Source organism: Cupriavidus sp. CP313, assembly GCF_054072015.1.
The window spans coordinates 83,195-99,603 of sequence record NZ_JBSVZB010000002.1; the positions used below are offsets into that span (position 1 = coordinate 83,195).

Sequence of the window (16,409 nt, forward strand, 5' to 3'; positions counted from 1 at the left end):
GGGCATATGTACCCCCCCTCGGCATCGCCTCAGCGCCGCAGCAACCCCACCAGCTCGTCCACGTCCGGCAGCGGCGCGCCGGTTCCCGCGGTGCTGTCGTCGTCGGCCTCCAGCAGCCCGTCGGCCAGCGCGCGCTTGTCGCGGTGCAGGTCGACGATGCGCTCTTCGATGGTGCCCGCATTGATCAGCCGGTACACCGTCACCGGGCGCTGCTGGCCGATGCGGTGCGCGCGGCCCATGGCCTGGTCTTCGGCGGCGGGGTTCCACCAGGGGTCGGCAATGATCACGTAGTCGGCCGCGGTCAGGTTCAGGCCGAAGCCGCCGGCCTTCAGGCTGATCAGGAAGACATCGCCCTCGCCCGCCTGGAAGGCGGCCACGCGGCGGGTGCGCTCGGGCGCTGGGGTGGCGCCGTCCAGGTACTGCAGCGCCAGCCCGGCACGCTCCAGCCCCTGGCGCAGCAGCTGCAGGAAATCGACAAACTGGCTGAACACCAGGGTCTTGTGGCCGCTCGCGGCAAGCTCGCTGGCCAGCTCGACAAAGGCGCGCACCTTGGCGCCTTCGGACAGCTGGCCGCTGAGTTCCGGCGTGACCAGGCGCGGATCGCACGCGGCGCGCCGCAGCCGCATCAGCTGCGCCAGCACGTGGATGCGCGCCTGCGCCTGGTGCTGGGCCTGCGCCAGGGCGCGCGCACGGGCCCCGGCCGGCGCGCCTTTGGTGGCCTTGCGTGCCGCTTCCACGCGCGCCAGCGCGGCCTCGGCCTCGGTCTGGGCCTGGCGGCGCAGGGCCTCGTAGTGCGCGGCTTCGACCGGCTCGGACTCGACGCGGATCACCAGCTCCGTGCGCGGCGGCAGTTCGTCCAGCACCTGCGCCTTGGTCCGGCGCAGCACGAACGGCGCGATCATGCGGCGCAGCCGCTGGCGCGCCTCGCGCACGCCGCCGCGCTCGATCGGGTTGGCAAAGTGTTCGTTGAAGCGGGCCAGCGAGCCCAGCAAGCCCGGATTGCAGAACCGCATCACCGACCACAGCTCGGCCAGCCGGTTCTCCACCGGCGTGCCGGTCAGCGCCATGCGGAAGCCCGACGGCAGCGCGAACATCGCCTGCGCCCGCCGCGTGACCGCGTTCTTGAAGGCCTGCGCCTCGTCCGCGACCACGGTATGCCATTCGCGCGCGCAGAACGCCTTGCTGGCCTGCTGCAGCAGCGTGTAGGAGACGATCACCAGGTCATGCGGGCCGGCCTGCGCGAGCAGCGTCTCACGATCGCCCTCGGCATAGACATGGACGTTGAGCGTGGGCGCAAAGCGCCGCGCCTCGGCCGCCCAGTTGCCGCACACCGAGGTCGGCGCGATCACCAGCGCGCCGCCGCCGCCGGCGCGCGCCACCAGCACCGCCAGCGCCTGCAGGGTCTTGCCCAGGCCCATGTCGTCGGCCAGGCAGGCACCCAGGCCCGAGGCCGCGAGCGTCATGGCCCAGCGGTAGCCGGCCTCCTGGTAGGGCCGCAGCTCAGCCGCCAGCGTGGCAGGCAGCGCAATATCCGCCTCGCGCGCGGCGCGCAGCCGGGCGATGCGCTGGCGGAAATGCGCGTCGGGATCGACGCCCGCGCCGGCCAGCACGTCATCCAGCCACGGCGTGGCCATCTGCGGTACGCGAATGCCGTCGGCCACATGCTCACCGACGCCGGCCAGATCGCGCAGCCGGCCGCGCAGCGTGCGCGTCAGCGCCACGTAGACGCCCTGCCCCATCGGCACGAAGCGCCCGGCGTGGCTGCCGGTCCAGTCGATCAGCTTGCCCAGCTCCAGCACCAGCCCCTCGGCCACGCGCAGCTCGCCGGCCAGCCGGTACCAAGCGCCGCGGCTCTCGATCTGCACGCCCAGCTGCGGCAGGTCGGCCGGCAGCACCCGCAGTTCCTTGCCGCGCGGCCATTCCACAGCCTGCACCGCAGGCAGGCCGGGCAACGCCTCCACTACGGCGAGTGCGTCCTCCGGATCGTCCAGCATCCAGGTGTATTCGCCGCCCGGCGGCGACAGCGCCACCAGCTGCGGCAATGCCGCGAAGACCTCGGCCACGCTGGCCAGCTCGGCATCCAGGTCGCGTTGCGTGGCCAGGGTCTCGCCGCGCACCGCGGCCATCAGGCGCTCGCGCCCGGCGCCGGGCGCCAGCCGCGGCCCGAGCGGCCCCAGCGGCGTCACCACCAGCCGCAGCGAAATGCCGCGCCCTGCCAGCCCGCCCAACGGGGCCACCTCGGCGCGCAGGCGCGCGTCAGCCTCTACCGCACGCGATCCGCCCGCCTGGTCGGCCTGGACCTGGAACTGGCCGGCCAGCGCGCGCAAGGTCTGGTCGAGCTGGGCGTGGCCGTCCTCCGGGATCGCCAGGCCATCGCCGATCAGCCGGGCGGCCTCGAACTGCGCCGGCGTAAAGCGGATCAGCCGCAGACGGTGCGGGCCGTCGCGCACCACCGTGAGCTGGCGCAGCGCCTCGGCCTCCTGGCGCGCGGCGGCGGGCAGGAAGGCTTCCATCGCCGGCGCCTCGCGCACCGGCGGGAACATGCGCAGCACGTAGCGGCCGGCGCTGTGCACCGCTTCCAGCGCGGGCGCGTCCTCCACCACCTCCAGCGTCTGCGACGGCGCGTGCGCCAGCACCACGCCCGGGTGCCCCACCAGCGCCATCGCCGCGGCGGCACGGTCGAGCACGTAGCGCCGGTTGTGCGACTGGTCGCGGCGGATGGCGCGGGCCACGCGGGCGTCCCAGGGCTCCAGACGGTCGTCCTCGGCCACGCGCGCCAGCGGCACCGGCCTGGGCTTGCCCCAGCCGCGCGCGCCACGCGCCTGCTCCAGCGGCTCGATCGTGCCGGGCACGCCGTCGGCATCCAGCGTCAGCGCCCACAGCAGGCGCCTGCCGCCTTCGGCCCCGGCGGCAGGCTCGGTGCCGGCGAGCGCGCGCAGCGCGTCCAGCGCCTGCTGCCAGCCAGCCTGCGGCGCGGACGCGCCGCAGGGGTCGGAAGCCCTGTCAGGCGGGACATCAGGTCCGGGATGTGGGGTCAAAGGCACGGCGAGTGTGGGGATCAAGGCAGCCAGCGCGGCGGCACAGTGCTCGGAACAGGGCAAGAATGCCCGAAAAAGAGGATTCTAGACCGCAGCGGCGCCCGCGCCGCGTTGTGACCCATGCCCCCCGGGCTTACAATATCGTTTTTGCTATTTCCACGGCGCAGGGAGAACAGACATGTCGATGGCGGATCGCGACGGCAAGATTTGGATGGACGGCAAGCTGATCGAATGGCGCGACGCCAAGATCCACGTGCTGACGCATACGCTGCACTACGGCATGGGCGTGTTCGAAGGCGTGCGCGCCTACAAGACCCCCGAAGGCACCGCCATCTTCCGCCTGCACGAGCACACCCGGCGCCTGTTCAACTCGGCCAAGATCTTCCAGATGGTCATGCCCTTCGACGAGGCCACGCTGGAAGCGGCGCAGCGCGAAGTGGTGCGCGCCAACAAGCTGGAATCCTGCTACATCCGCCCGATCGTGTGGGTCGGCGACGAGAAACTGGGCGTCTCGGCCAAGGGCAACACCATCCACGTGGCCATTGCCGCCTGGCCTTGGGGCGCCTACCTGGGCGAGGAAGGCATGGAGCGCGGCATCCGCGTGAAGACCTCGTCGTTCACGCGCCACCACGTCAACGTGTCGCTGGTGCGCGCCAAGGCGAGCGGCTACTACATCAACTCGATCCTGGCCAACCAGGAAGCCACCGGCCTGGGCTACGACGAAGCCCTGCTGCTGGACACCGAGGGCTACGTCAGCGAAGGCTCGGGCGAAAACGTCTTCATCGTGCGCAACGGCGTGATCTATACGCCGGACCTGGCCTCGTGCCTGGACGGCATCACCCGCGACGCCACCCTGACCATCGCGCGCGACCTGGGCATCGAGGTGCGTGAAAAGCGCATCACCCGCGACGAGATGTACTGCGCCGATGAAGCCTTCTTCACCGGCACCGCCGCCGAAGTCACGCCGATCCGCGAACTGGACGACCGCGTCATCGGCGAAGGCCGCCGCGGCCCGGTGACCAAGCAGATCCAGGACACGTTCTTTGCCGCCGTGGGCGGCACCAACGAAAAGTACAAGAAGTGGCTGACGCTGGTCTGAGCACCGGCCGCCAGCCCCTTTTGCGCGCGCCCGGTACTGCCGGGCGCGGCACACCCGCTGTTTTCATCGAACAATAAGCATCACTCCCTGCAACACCATGACGCAAACCGCCACCATCATCGAAATCGGCGCTGAAGACATGCCGCTGCACTGCCCGACCGCCAACACCCCGGCATGGAACTACCATCCGCGCGTGTTCCTCGACGTGGCAGACACCGGCGAAGCCAGGTGCCCCTACTGCGGCACCGTCTACAAGCTCAAGCCGGGCACCGTGCTGAAGGGCCACCACTGACCCGAGCCGCCCGTTTTCGCACGATCCTGACGCTCCGGGCCGCTTGCAGGCGCCCCGGAGCGTCGGTGTTCCCGGCGTCCGCGCCGGCGTGCCGGCTCCAAGCGCCCCGCCCATGAAGAAAGCCCTCGTCATCGCCCCCAACTGGATCGGCGACGCCCTGATGGCGCAGCCGCTCTTTGCGCTGCTCAAGGCGCGCCATCCGCGCCTGGTCATCGACGCACTCGCGCCCAAGTGGGTCGCGCCCGTGCTCGCGCGCATGCCGGAGATCGGCCGCGTGTTCCCGTCCGACCTCGCGCACGGCAAGCTGCAGCTGTCGGCACGGCTGATGTTCGCGCAGCAGCTCAAGAACGAAGGCTACGATCTCGCCTACGTGCTGCCGAACTCGCTCAAGTCGGCACTGGTCCCCTGGCTGGCCGGCATCCCGCTGCGCATCGGCTACCGCGGCGAAGCCCGCTTCGGCCTGCTCAACGTGCGCCACGCCAACCCGCCGCGCGACAAGCGCCCGCCGATGGTGGAGCACTACGCCCGCCTGGCGCTCAAGCCCGGCGCGCGCCTGCCCGAAGACCTGCCCGAGCCGCGCCTGCGCGTCGACCCGACGCGCATGGCGGCCACCGCCGAGCGCTTTGGCATCGCCCCGCACACGCGCGTGATCGCGTTCTGCCCGGGTGCCGAGTTCGGCCCGGCAAAGCGCTGGCCGGCCGGGCATTTCGCCAGGCTCGCGCAGATGCTGCGGCGTTCCTACCCGTATGCGCAGATGATCACGCTGGGCTCGGCCAAGGACGCCGAGATCGCCGCCGAGATCGTCAGCGAGGCCCCGTTCGTGCGCAACCTGTGCGGCCAGACCTCGCTGGATGACGCCGTGGACCTGCTGGCGCTGTCCGAAGCCGCGGTCTGCAACGACTCCGGCCTGATGCACGTCACCGCGGCGCTGAACCGGCCCCAGGTGGCGGTGTTCGGCTCGAGCGACCCGCGCCACACGCCGCCGCTGTCACAGGCAGCGAGTATCATGTGGCTGCAGCTGGAGTGCAGTCCCTGCTTCAAGCGCGAGTGTCCGCTGGGCCACCTGCGCTGCCTGAAAGAGATCGAACCTGAAATGGTGTTCGTCGAGCTGCGCAAGCTGCTGCACCGGCCCTGACTTCACTGCCCTCGCCACTTCTACTGCCACCATGCCTCGCTTTGCCCGCCTGTTCGATTCCGCCGAAGACATCGTCGAAGCCTTTCGCGAAGCACTGAAGCTGCGCGACGCCGACGGCGCGCTGCGCCTGTGGCTGGACGAAGACTCGATCACCTGCGTGCTGCCCGACGGCCAGCGCCTGATCGGCCACGAACAGCTGCGCCAGGCCTTCCTGCAGCTGCTGGAAGAACAGCCGGTGCTGGTCGATGTAATCGAGACCAGCAGTCATGCGTCGATGGCCGTGTCGATCTTCGATGTGACCGAGGCGCTGCGCTTCGGCAACGACCGCGTAGACGCCGACCTCTACGTGCACACCACCTATGTGCTGATGCAGAACCACGAAGGCTGGCGCCTGGCACATATCCACTGCAGCCCGGCCAACGCGGTGCAGGTTGCCGCCGTGGCCGCCGCGCCGGGGCAGGCGCTGCACTGAACCCGCATGGCCGCCGCGCCGCGGCCTGCTGCAACACCACGCCGGCATGACGCAGCTTCCGCACCACCGCCTTCCCCAGGCCGTCCACGCCGCCCAGGCTGATCTCGCCACGGCAGCTGGCCATGGCTACGGCGAAGGCGTGCCGATGCCCTGGTGGCTGCGCGGCGGCCATGCCCAGACCATCATCCCCGCGCGCTTTACGCGCCGCCCGCCGCGCGTGAGCTTCCGCCGCGAGCGCTGGGACACCCCCGACCAGGACTTCATCGACCTCGACTGGACCACCCACCCGGTGCGCCCGGACACGCCGCTGGTGGTGATGTTCCACGGCCTGGAGGGCGATTCCGGCAGCCATTACGCGCAGGCGCTGATGCATGCGCTGTCCCTGCGCGGCTGGCAGGGCGTGATCCCGCATTTCCGCGGCTGCTCGGGCGAGCTAAACCTGGCGCCGCGCTTCTACCACTCGGGCGATTCGGCCGAGATCCGCTGGGTGCTGGAGCGCATGCGCCAGCGCCACTGCGCCGACGGGCGCAAGCTGCTGGTGGTGGGGATCTCGCTGGGCGGCAACGCGCTGCTGCGCTTCCTGGGCGAAGACGGCACCAGCGCCGGCCACGTGCATGCGGCCGCGGCGATCTCTGCGCCGCTGGACCTGGCTGCCGGCGGCGCGGCGCTCTCGGCCGGCTTCAACCTGGTCTACACGCGCATGTTCCTGCAGACGCTCAAGCGCAAGTCGCTGGCCAAGCTGGGGCAGTTCCCGGGGCTGTTCGACCGCGACACGATGCTGGCCAGCCGCGACCTGTACGCCTTCGACAACGTCGTCACGGCGCCGCTGCACGGCTTTATCGATACCGACGACTACTGGCGCCGCGCCGCCAGCAAACCCGTGCTGCGCGACATCGCCGTGCCCACGCTGGTGCTCAATGCGCGCAACGACCCCTTCCTGCCGGCCCGGCACCTGCCCGGCCCGACCGACGCCAGCCCCCAGGTATGGCTGGAACAGCCCGAGCACGGCGGCCATGTCGGCTTCATGACCCCGCCCGAGGGCTGGCGCCGGCACCTGCCGGTGCTGCCCGACGGGCGCTTCAGCGGCGATATCGAATGGCTGCCGGCACGGATCCTGAGATTTTTTGACAGCATGATGTAGGCGGGCGCAGCGGTACGATAAGCCACCGGCCCGCCGAGGAGACAGACATGGACGAGATCGTCAGGCAAGCAATGGCACGCTGGCCCAACGTGCCCAATGCCTACGGCTGGCTGGCACTGGACCGCCGCGGCCAGTGGCGCCTGCGCAATGAATACGCCCAGCAGCACGGGCTGTCGGGCGACCCCATCCGCCATGAAGCGCTGATCGACTTTATCGAACGCAACTACCTGTGCGACGAGCGCGGCGCCTGGTACTTCCAGAACGGTCCGCAAAGGGTGTTTGTATCGCTGGGCTATGCACCGTGGATCGTGCGGCTGCATGAAGGCGCGTTGCGCACGACCACGCAGCAGGCCTTCACGCTGCAGGCCTGCTACGCCGACGAGCACGGCAACGTGGTGCTGGCCGGCGCGGTCGAGGGCATGGCGCAAGGCAGCCCGCCGGCACAGCAGGCCGCCCTGCTGCACGACCACGACCTGGAACTGTTCAGCGGCGCCAGCACCTGGCATGGCGAAGCGTGCGGCACTGACCTGGGCGTATTCCACCACGATGGCCGCGACATCCCGATCGAGCCGATTGCCGAGAGCGAGGTGCCGAAGCGCTTTGGCTTCGTGCGCCAGCCGGCGGCGTGAAGCATCCGCGCCGTGGCGGTCAGAAGTACCTGGCCACCCTGAGCATGCCGCTCTGGTCCAGATAGTCCCTGGCGCCGCGCAGGCGGTACTCTGCCCGTACCGTCCATCCACCCTGGGTCAGCAGTTCGAAACCGGCCGTCGCGTCGCCGTACCATTTCGGCATGCGCGTCGTGATCTGGAACGGTGCCGCCGAGAACTCCGCCAGGCTGACACTGGCAGTGGCGTCGCCGCTCAGCAAGGCGCTGGCGCCCAGGGCCAGGTAGGGACGCAGGGTCGCCCCTGCAAGCTCAACCCGGCCGCCCACCTCGAGACCCGGCGTCACCATCCAAGCGGTGCGCCCGCGCGCGCCGTAGGCCAGGTTGAAGACACCGGCCCCGGACTCTCGATAAGCGGGCGTGTGGTCGTAGGTGACATCGAGATCGGCGAACGGCTTGAGGTACCACGCCTGGAACGGCACCTGGTATGAGGCGCGGGCGCGGGCCCCGAGGAAGTACGTGTCGGGCTTGCTGTTCGCGGTGGCGAACATGCGTGGCAGCGCGATGTCCCGCCGCTGCGTCGACGCTTCATAGCCGCCGAACAGCGCCCCGGCGAACAGCCAGTTGCCAAGCTGCCGCTTGAGCGTCAGGCCGGCCTGGCCGCCGTCGCTCGAGGCCCGCATGGCGCCATCGGCGGAGCGGGTGCTGGTATGCGCGTAGCTGAACGAGCCGCCCAGGTACCAATCGGGCGCGATCGCCTTCTGCACGCCAAACTGGACGCCGCCCTGCGTGCTGCGATAGCCGGCATCCTCACCGGTGGCGGTGCGCTCGACACTGCCGCCAATCGCACGGCCCCACGCACACTCGCCCTCCGCCTGGCGGGCATCGCCCTCGCTGAAGTAGGGGCAGCTCATCAGGCGGTTCAGGAAGGCGTAGCTTTCGTGGCGGCGGCTGCTCGCGCGGGCCAGCGCCACGTCGGACGCGATGGTGTTGAGGGCGCGCGCATAAGAGGACGGATCGGCGATGGCGGCGAGCGGGTCGAACACGGCCGCCGCCTTGGCATCGGCCGTGTCCCACAAGGCCTGCAGATGGTTCGCCACACCCGCCTGGTCGCGGTTGAGCGCGACACCCTGGGACTGGAAGTGGGCATCGACCGAGACCAGCACATCGCGCTTGTCCTCGCTCTGGCGCAAGGCGTAGGCAAAGACGGGCGACGCGCTGGCGATGCCTAGCTGCACCGCCTCGCCAGCCAGCGGCTGGTCCGAATGGATGATCGCGAGCGCCGTGCCGCGCACGGGATACCTGGTGAGGGGCGTGACGGTGCCCGCGAAGCGGGACCCCCCGGCATTCGAAAGCTGGTCGCTGGCCTTGCCGGCGAAATCGAGATCGGCGGCAAAGGTGCCCGAGGCAAGCTGGTTGAAGCTGCCGAAGCTCAACCGCGTGGTCGTCATGACACCCGGGCCGCCGGGGTTGAGGGTGCCGGCATTGTTCAGCGTGCCATTGTTGATGTACAGCGCATTGCCGCTGTAGAAGGTGCCGCCGGCACGGTTGTTGAACGCGCTGGCCAGGCCGGAATCGCGGCCGATGTCGACGTTGCCGCGGATGGTGCCGGTGTTCTCGACCACGGCCTGCCGCTTTGCGCTGATCGCCGTGTCGGCGTCAATCAAGCCCGCGTTGCGGATCGTGGCCATGGACTGGGCGTATGCCAGCACGCCGGTGCCAGAGCGGCCGTTCGCGCTCACGCTGGCGCCCTTGTCGACGGCGATGTCGACCGTGGCGGCGCTGTCGCCCGTGGCCGCGCCCCAGCTGACCGCGGCGATGGCGGGGGAATTCGCCCCCTGCGTGCTGACCGCTCCGTTCGCGGCAAGATGGACCGACACCGGGCCGCCGGCCGCGCTGGCCGACGTTTGGCCGTCCTTCATGTAGATGCCGCCGTCCTTGAAGACGGCGCCGCCGCCAAGGCTCATCGCCAGGATGCCCGGGGCGTTGTCCCCGGAGGTGTAGACCATGCCTTGCCCGCCCACCTCGACCGTGACCGGGCCGCCCCTGCCCGAGCCGCCCGGGATGCCAGCGCTCCGGACCAGGCCCAGGCCGTAGCTGACCGCCGACAGGTCGCCGGCCAGCCCGCCGCCCCCGCCAACGCTTTGCGCGAGCACGCCCACCCCGCCGCTGCCGGTCGTCTGGAGGTCGCCGTCGACCACCGCGCGCACCGGGCCGCCATCGCCGCTGCCGTTCGAGGCCGTTGCCGCGAGCGTGACCAGGCCCGGCCGGGTGCCGAGCGCGGCAATGCCGCCGCCGCCGCCGATGCTCTGGCCGAGCATGCCGACGGCATTCTGCCCGCCGGTCGTGATGCTGGCGCCGGCACCGAGCGTGAGGCTGACTGCCCCGCCGCCGCCGGCAACGCCATCGCTCGCGTTCAGTGACAGGGTGACCGGCAGCGCCGCCGTCTCCCCGCTGGTAAGCGCAACATAGCCGCCACCGGCCCCCACGCTTTGCGCCATCATGCCGAACGCCAGTGCACCCGTGGTGACGATGGTGCTTGCGCCATCGCTGGTGCCCGCACTGTCGATGCTGACCGGGCCGCCATCCGTCTGGATGCTGCCCCCCGCCACGCCGCTCGCGCCCAGCGTGATGCGGGCGGGGCCCGTCAGCGCAAGTGCGGTCGGACTGATCGCCAGGCTCGCTGCGCCGCCACCGCCACTGATGCTCTGCGCCAGCACCCCATGGGACAGCAGGCCGGCAGTCCGGACCGTGCCGTTCTGCGTGATCGCCACACCGCCGGCACGGATCCCGCTGAAGCCGATAAGCCCGGTCATCGTCGCGCCGAGGGAGATCTCCGGAGCCTGCGGGGCCTGGCCCTGGCCCAGCCGCGCCGCATCCGTGCCAGCAATGCTGACCGAGGTGGCACCGCCGCCGCCGCTGATGCTTTGCGCGAAGATGCCAACCGCGTTGCGGCCCTGGGTGCGCACATTGGCGCCGTTTGCCGCCGTCACCTGGCCGCTGCCGGTCGCAAGGGTGACGCCCGTGAAGATGCTGGTCGCGCCCAGCCGGATCGCCAGCGGGTGCGCGGCGGTGCCGGCCAGCGCGGCAAGGCCACCGGCGCCGAGCAGGCTGCTCTGGACGTCGGCCGTGCCGCCGCCACCCCCGATGCTTTGCGCCAGGATCGCCGGAGAGCTGTCGCCCGCCGTTTCGATGCGGCTGGCGATGCCCGAGGCATCTACCGTCACCGCACCGCCGACGCCCGGGGGACCATCCGAGCGGCCCAGGCTGACATCGATGCTGCTGGTGATGGACAGGCCTTTGCTGGCCAACAGCCCGAGGATCCTGTTGATGCGCGCCAGGATCTCCGGCGCCGCCGCGCCGGCCTGCTTGCGCACCAGGTCTTCAAGGCTCTGCTCGGTGATGGTGCCGCGCCCGCCGCCGCCGCCAATGCTCTGTGCCAGGATCGCAGGCGAGGCAGTTCCTGCCGTGGCGAGGTCGCCGATGTTGGCGACGTGCACGGCCGCGCCATCGCCGCCCGAGCCACCGCCGCCGCCCACGGCCAGGTTGACGCCGATATCGGGCGCCAGCGCGAACGCCCCGCTGACGCCCCCGCTCACGGTGGCGATCATGCTGTCCAGGCTGGACAACAGGCTCGACGCGCCGGTGGCATGGACCGCCCCGCCCCGGCCGCCGCCGCCGCCGATGCTCTGCGCGACCAGCGCCGGCGCACTGCCGCCGCCGGTGGTGATGGAACCCTCGTTGGAAACTGTGACCGCGCCGCCGTTGCCACCGCTGCCGCCCTGGCCGCCGATGCGCATGTCGAACGCGTTCGAGAAGCCGCCAAGCTTCATCTCCGGCGCTTTCTCCAGCCATTCCACCACCTTGCCCAGCACACCAGTGAGCGCAGCCGGCGAGCCGAGCGTCGAGAACGAGCGGCCGGTCTCCTGCTGGACGCTGCCGCCGCTGCCCCCGCCTCCGCCGATACTCTGCGCCAGGATGCCGATCGCATGGTCGCCTTCGGTGCGGATGCTCCCTGGGTAAAGGTTGTCGACCGTGACCGTCGAGCCGTTGCCGGCCCCGCCGCCATTGCCGCCCACCGTTGTGCCGTAGCTGATGGTGATATCCGATTCCCCGACCGTGGTCGGCCGCAGCGGCGCCGCGGCGGTGCCGCCGTTGCCGCCGCCGCCGCCGATGCTCTGCGCCAGGATGCCGTCGGCACGCGCACCGGTCGTCGCCAGTTGCGCGCGACTGGCGATGCCGATCGTGCCGCCACTGCCGCCGGCACCGCCCGTGCCGCCCACCGTGTGCCCGATGCTGGCAGCCCCGCTGGGCAGGTCGGGGCCGAGCACCGGCGCGATGGTGACCTGGGTTGAATCGGCGAAGGCGCCATTGCCGCCACCGCCGCCAATCGTCTGCGCGACTACCGCGTTCGCCAGGGCGCCGCTGGTCGCCACGCGCGCACCCTGCCCCAGGTTCACCGCAACCGCGCCGGCCGAGCCGCCTGCCCCGCCATCGCCGCCAACGCTCATGGACACCCCCAGCAGCACGCCGGCGGACGTCGCGCGTGCCGACCCGCCCAGCCCGCCGCCACCGCCAATGCTCTGCAACGTCAGGCCCGACGACGACGCCCCCGCCGTAGCGATATCGCCGGACGTGCTCAGGGTGATGTTGCCGCCGTCACCGGCCGCGCCGCCACGCCCGCCGACGGCCAAGGCAGTGATGATGCCAACGCTGTCGGCATCGCCACCCGCGCCGCCGCCACCGCCGATGCTCTGCAGCAAGACGGCCTGGCTGTGGTCGCCGGCGGTCCGGATCGTGCCCTGGTTGCTGGCGGCCAGCACGCCGCCGTTGCCACCATTGCCGCCGTTGCCGCCCCCGACCCGAAACACCCCGTGGCTGGCGGTGCCTGCCCCGCCGCCACCGCCGACCGCATGGGCAAAGATGCCGGCGGCATCCTGTCCCTCCGTGACAATGATGCCGCTGTTGTCAATCTGTACGGCGATCGCACCGGTACCCGCGCCGGCGCCGCCGTTGCCGCCCCGGCCGAAAGTCCCGGCGGGACCGGCAGCGCCACCGCTGCCGCCGATCACCATGGCCGAGATGCCATTCGCATTGGCGCCGTGCGTGGTGATCGAACCCGTGTTGGTAATGGCAACCCCGCCGGCCCCACCACCTTCGCCGCCATCGTGCCCGTCGAGCCAGCTGCCCTTCCCGCCGTCTGAGCCGTTCCCGCCGATGCTCGCGGCAAGAATGCCAGGCGAGCGCGCCCCATCGGTCGTGAGCGCCGCGCCGTTGACCACCGTCACATGGCCAGCATTGCCTCCGTCGGCCGCTTTGACGTTTACCAGGGGAATGGGCAGGCCGTCGGCGTCCACACCATGCCAGGTCCGCGCCGTGCCGCCGATCGAGCGCGCCAGGATGCCCGCCACCCTGCCACCATGGGTCGTGATGATGCCGTCCGCCGCAGTCACCGTGACGTCGCTCGCGGAACCACCCTGGCCTGAATTGGCGTGGCCACCGAGCTCACTTTCGTTGTGCCCCCCGCCGCCCTGGCCGCCCAGCGCCTGGGCGCGTATGCCCGCACCCATTTCCCCCGGGAAGACGCCAACGCCGCCCGCCTGCACGGTGACGGTGGATTTGCCGTCCAGGGTGACACTGACCGGCCCGACGGCGTTGCCGCCGGCCCCGGCATCCCGCTCCGCAGCACCAAACTTCGGGATCGCGCTGTCCTGCCCGTTGCCGCCGATCGTTTGCGCCGAGATGCCGTAGCCGACCGCGTCGATGGTCGACCCCGTGACCGCCAGCACCACGGCATGGCCATCGCCGCCGCTGCCCCAGGGTGGGTGGCGCCCGGCGTCTCCCCACTTGCCGCCGTCGCCGCCCCTGGAGATGGCGGAAATGCCGGCGCCCCCGGTACTGACAATGGCGCTGCGCTGGACCGTGTACTCGATGATCCGGCCCATGCCGCCCTTGCCGCCCCAGTGATTCTGGCTGGCGACATCGTCGCCGTCGCCACCATTGCCGCCGCTCACATCGAGCGTCACGGCGGTGCCTGCTGTCTTGATGTTCAGGCCCGATTGGGACAGCACCAGGTTGTCTTTGGCGTCTTCGCCGTCGCAGCCATTGCTGCCAGCGCAGTGGCCGCCGTCGGCCCCGCGCAAGTCCTGCACCACCGGTCCCGATTGCGCAAGCACCGGCGTGCCGAGCATCAGGTGGGGAACGCCGAGCGCCAACGCGAGCGGCAGGGGGGAAATCCGTGGATTCATGACACGCAGGCCGGTGCGTCAGGCCTTGGCGGCCTTTGCCGCCTCGCCCAACACGTCGGCCGCCGCGCGGATGAACTCGCCGGTGCGTTCGGTGCTCAGCGGTCCGCCGTTCCAGTTCAGCGTCAGGCAGAAGGTCACCGGCACCGCGCCCACCAGCATCTGCCCGGCGAAGCACAGGCAATGGAAGCTTTCCCAGTCGATGCTGCCGCCCTTGCCGAAGCCCTGCGCACCGGCCGGCACGGCCATCCACACCGCATCGGCCATGGCCTGGATGCGCCTGAATTCCGTCAGCGTTGCCGGCTGCGCGAAGAACTTGCCCGCCAGCGCTTGCCGGTACCAGTTCACCATCTCGGTCGCGGTGCTCAGCATGGCCTGCTTGTCGTTGATGACATTGGTGCGCGACGTGAGGCCAAGATCCTCGCCGTTGTCCATCCTGACCATGCCGTCCCAGCCGAGGTCGACGCCGGATTCCGCCCCGGCCAGGTAGGAGAACAGCTTGCGGGTCGAATCCGGGATGCGGGTCTGGACCAGGCCCGCTTCGGCGATCAGCGCGCGCACGCGGTCGGGGCTGACGGCGGCGAGCGCGATATCGGTACCGGTGTTGTCGCTGTGCGTGATCATGGCCTCCAGCGCATTGCGGTACGGCGTCTTGCCGGTCAGCCCCAGGAACACCGGACTGCCGGGGGAACGGAAGGTATCGCTGACGTCGCAGGCCAGGTTCTCGCTCAGCCCGCCGCGGCCGGCTTCGGCGTCGCGCAGGAACTGCGCCAGGATGAAGGTCTTGACGGCACTGCCGACGAACAGCTGGCGGTCCGGATTGTAGCCAGCCGACCATGCATTGGCGCCGCCGCCAGCCGGCTCGGCGCGCACCAGGCAGTTGGCGGTATCCGGCGCCAGCGCGGCAAAGCGCGCGATCGCGGCTTCCACGTCCGGCGGCGCGGCAGCTTCGGCGCTGCCGCCGCAGGCGGCGATGGCGGGCAATACCAGGGACGTGGCGGCGAGCTTGAGCGTGCGCCGCTTGGCGGGCTGGAAGGCAGACATGCGAAGGTTCCCGTACTGAAAAGACTGGCCGGCGGCGCCGGCACGTTGATACGGCCTGTGTCAGCACGGTGTTGCCGCGCTGCACAAGCTGGCTGATTTTGGGGCGAGTTTATGCCAGAATCAGCCATCAAAAGTAGTCAACGGGTCTCGAGGTCTGGTCAAAGCGTCGCAAAGGCATGCAAGGCACGCGCCACCGCTGCATGGGTTGCCACGCCATGGTGGTTTCTTGTTCGGGGGCAGGGTCATGACAACGACAAGCCGCGACGCGCATGCCGTCATGCCGAAGCGACGCGCAGGTACGGAAGACACGTTCCGCAGTTTCTCCACCAGCGACCAGGCCGAGTCCGACCGTCTCGACTTCTGGATGGCTAGTGCCTATCGCTCGGTCGAGGCGCGCCCCGACCCGGACGTTGCGCTGTACGGCAGCGTCGCGAGCTGCGAAGGCGCCGGCGCCCAGTTTATCCACTGCACCAGCTCGGCCGTTCGCACCTGGCTGACGCCGCAGCGCGTGCGCAGCACCGACGAGCACATCGCCATCTGCCTGCTTGACCGCGGCGAGTACCGGGTGGAGCAGCAGGACGGCATGCGCACCGTCGTGCGTGCCGGCGAACTCTTCATGTTCGATTGCGGCCAGCCGATGTCATCGGACTGGACCGAGTCCTCCACCTGCTATCTGCGCCTGCCGCGCGAGACCGTGCGCCAGGCGCTTGGCCACGATCCCGCGAATCTGGGCCGTATCGCCACGCTGCTGACGGCGTCCCCGCTTGCCCCGTTTGTTTCCATGCAGCTGCGCATGCTTGCCGCTCACGGCCCCCGGCTTGACCGCGCCGCCCTTGGCGTGGTCATGGAGAGCACGGTCGGCATGGCGTTGCAGCTTATCGCCACGCATCCGGGCATCGCCAGAGCGGATGCCGGGAATGCTCAGTGGCGCTCCGGCAAGCTGCAGCTGCAGGCCGCGTATCGCTTCATGGAGCAGCATGCGCACCAGCACGACCTCACGCCCGACCGGATTGCCGCGTTCCTGCACTGCTCGCGCGCACAGTTGTACCGGCTGTTCGAGGGAGAGCCCCTGCGCGTCATGGCGGCCCTGCGCGAGATTCGCCTGCGCCGCAGCCGCGAATACCTGGAGCGGGCCGGCAAGTCCGCGCACATCGGCGCGATCGCGCATGACTGCGGCTTTGCCGACCCGTCGGCGTTCGGCAAATTGTTCCGGGAGCGTTTCGGCATGACGCCGCGGCAGGCCCTGGCCGGCGCCATCGAGCCGCCCCGGCTTGCAGAGTGAATGGAAGGGGGGAGTCCCCGGCTGCACGCGGGGACGACGCTGGTGCTCGCGATGACT

10 protein-coding genes are annotated in these 16,409 nt (G+C 70.6%); 7 read left to right on the forward strand and 3 right to left on the reverse strand.

The annotated features are described in order from the left end of the window. Positions 1-29 precede the first annotated feature (29 nt). Positions 30-3,044 carry an SNF2-related protein gene (locus tag ACW4E8_RS02605; protein ID WP_456803096.1) on the reverse strand — a complete coding sequence of 1,005 codons (3,015 nt, stop codon included), beginning with the start codon at positions 3,042-3,044 and terminating at the stop codon, positions 30-32. Positions 3,045-3,216: 172 nt separating this feature from the next. Between ACW4E8_RS02605 and ACW4E8_RS02610 the strand changes: the two genes are divergently transcribed. The 6 genes from ACW4E8_RS02610 to ACW4E8_RS02635 all read left to right on the forward strand — a co-directional run bounded on the left by ACW4E8_RS02610 (position 3,217) and on the right by ACW4E8_RS02635 (position 7,806). After that, positions 3,217-4,137 carry a branched-chain amino acid transaminase gene (locus ACW4E8_RS02610; protein WP_436220889.1) on the forward strand — a complete coding sequence of 307 codons (921 nt, stop codon included), beginning with the start codon at positions 3,217-3,219 and terminating at the stop codon, positions 4,135-4,137. A 97-nt stretch (positions 4,138-4,234) separates the two neighbouring features. After that, positions 4,235-4,429 (forward strand): zinc-finger domain-containing protein, encoded by a 195-nt coding sequence (locus ACW4E8_RS02615; protein WP_456803097.1) that lies wholly within the window; start codon positions 4,235-4,237, stop codon positions 4,427-4,429. Between the two features lie 112 nt (positions 4,430-4,541). Then, positions 4,542-5,564, forward strand: a complete 1,023-nt coding sequence (gene waaF / locus ACW4E8_RS02620; RefSeq protein WP_010812206.1) for a lipopolysaccharide heptosyltransferase II — start codon at positions 4,542-4,544, stop codon at positions 5,562-5,564. A 31-nt stretch (positions 5,565-5,595) separates the two neighbouring features. Beyond that, a complete protein-coding gene (locus ACW4E8_RS02625) occupies positions 5,596-6,036 on the forward strand; it encodes a YybH family protein (RefSeq protein WP_456803098.1) in 441 nt (146 codons plus the stop codon). Between the two features lie 46 nt (positions 6,037-6,082). Beyond that, positions 6,083-7,177, forward strand: coding sequence for a YheT family hydrolase (locus ACW4E8_RS02630; protein WP_456803099.1), 1,095 nt, complete (start codon positions 6,083-6,085; stop codon positions 7,175-7,177). Between the two features lie 47 nt (positions 7,178-7,224). Further along, complete coding sequence (locus tag ACW4E8_RS02635) at positions 7,225-7,806, forward strand: DUF2946 family protein (protein ID WP_456803100.1); 582 nt, start codon at positions 7,225-7,227, stop codon at positions 7,804-7,806. Positions 7,807-7,825: 19 nt separating this feature from the next. Here ACW4E8_RS02635 and ACW4E8_RS02640 read toward each other — a convergent pair whose 3' ends face one another. Together ACW4E8_RS02640 and ACW4E8_RS02645 are read right to left on the reverse strand one after the other, a co-directional pair. Next, positions 7,826-14,029 carry an autotransporter domain-containing protein gene (locus tag ACW4E8_RS02640; protein ID WP_456803101.1) on the reverse strand — a complete coding sequence of 2,068 codons (6,204 nt, stop codon included), beginning with the start codon at positions 14,027-14,029 and terminating at the stop codon, positions 7,826-7,828. Positions 14,030-14,047: 18 nt separating this feature from the next. Further along, on the reverse strand, positions 14,048-15,070 hold the full coding sequence (locus ACW4E8_RS02645; RefSeq protein WP_456803102.1) for a serine hydrolase: 1,023 nt from the start codon (positions 15,068-15,070) through the stop codon (positions 14,048-14,050). 244 nt (positions 15,071-15,314) lie between these two features. Between ACW4E8_RS02645 and ACW4E8_RS02650 the strand changes: the two genes are divergently transcribed. Continuing rightward, positions 15,315-16,352: a helix-turn-helix domain-containing protein gene (locus ACW4E8_RS02650; protein ID WP_456803103.1), complete on the forward strand. Its 1,038-nt coding sequence runs from the start codon at positions 15,315-15,317 to the stop codon at positions 16,350-16,352. The last annotated feature ends 57 nt before the right edge of the window (positions 16,353-16,409 follow it).

Coding starts and splice junctions, on each gene's coding strand:
- ACW4E8_RS02630 (WP_456803099.1), top strand. CDS start 6,083: ATGACGCAGCTTCCGCACCACCGCCTTCCCCAGGCCGTCCACGCCGCC.
- ACW4E8_RS02610 (WP_436220889.1), top strand. CDS start 3,217: ATGTCGATGGCGGATCGCGACGGCAAGATTTGGATGGACGGCAAGCTG.
- ACW4E8_RS02625 (WP_456803098.1), top strand. CDS start 5,596: ATGCCTCGCTTTGCCCGCCTGTTCGATTCCGCCGAAGACATCGTCGAA.
- ACW4E8_RS02645 (WP_456803102.1), bottom strand. CDS start 15,070: ATGTCTGCCTTCCAGCCCGCCAAGCGGCGCACGCTCAAGCTCGCCGCC.
- ACW4E8_RS02635 (WP_456803100.1), top strand. CDS start 7,225: ATGGACGAGATCGTCAGGCAAGCAATGGCACGCTGGCCCAACGTGCCC.
- ACW4E8_RS02615 (WP_456803097.1), top strand. CDS start 4,235: ATGACGCAAACCGCCACCATCATCGAAATCGGCGCTGAAGACATGCCG.
- ACW4E8_RS02640 (WP_456803101.1), bottom strand. CDS start 14,029: ATGAATCCACGGATTTCCCCCCTGCCGCTCGCGTTGGCGCTCGGCGTT.
- ACW4E8_RS02650 (WP_456803103.1), top strand. CDS start 15,315: ATGACAACGACAAGCCGCGACGCGCATGCCGTCATGCCGAAGCGACGC.
- waaF (WP_010812206.1), top strand. CDS start 4,542: ATGAAGAAAGCCCTCGTCATCGCCCCCAACTGGATCGGCGACGCCCTG.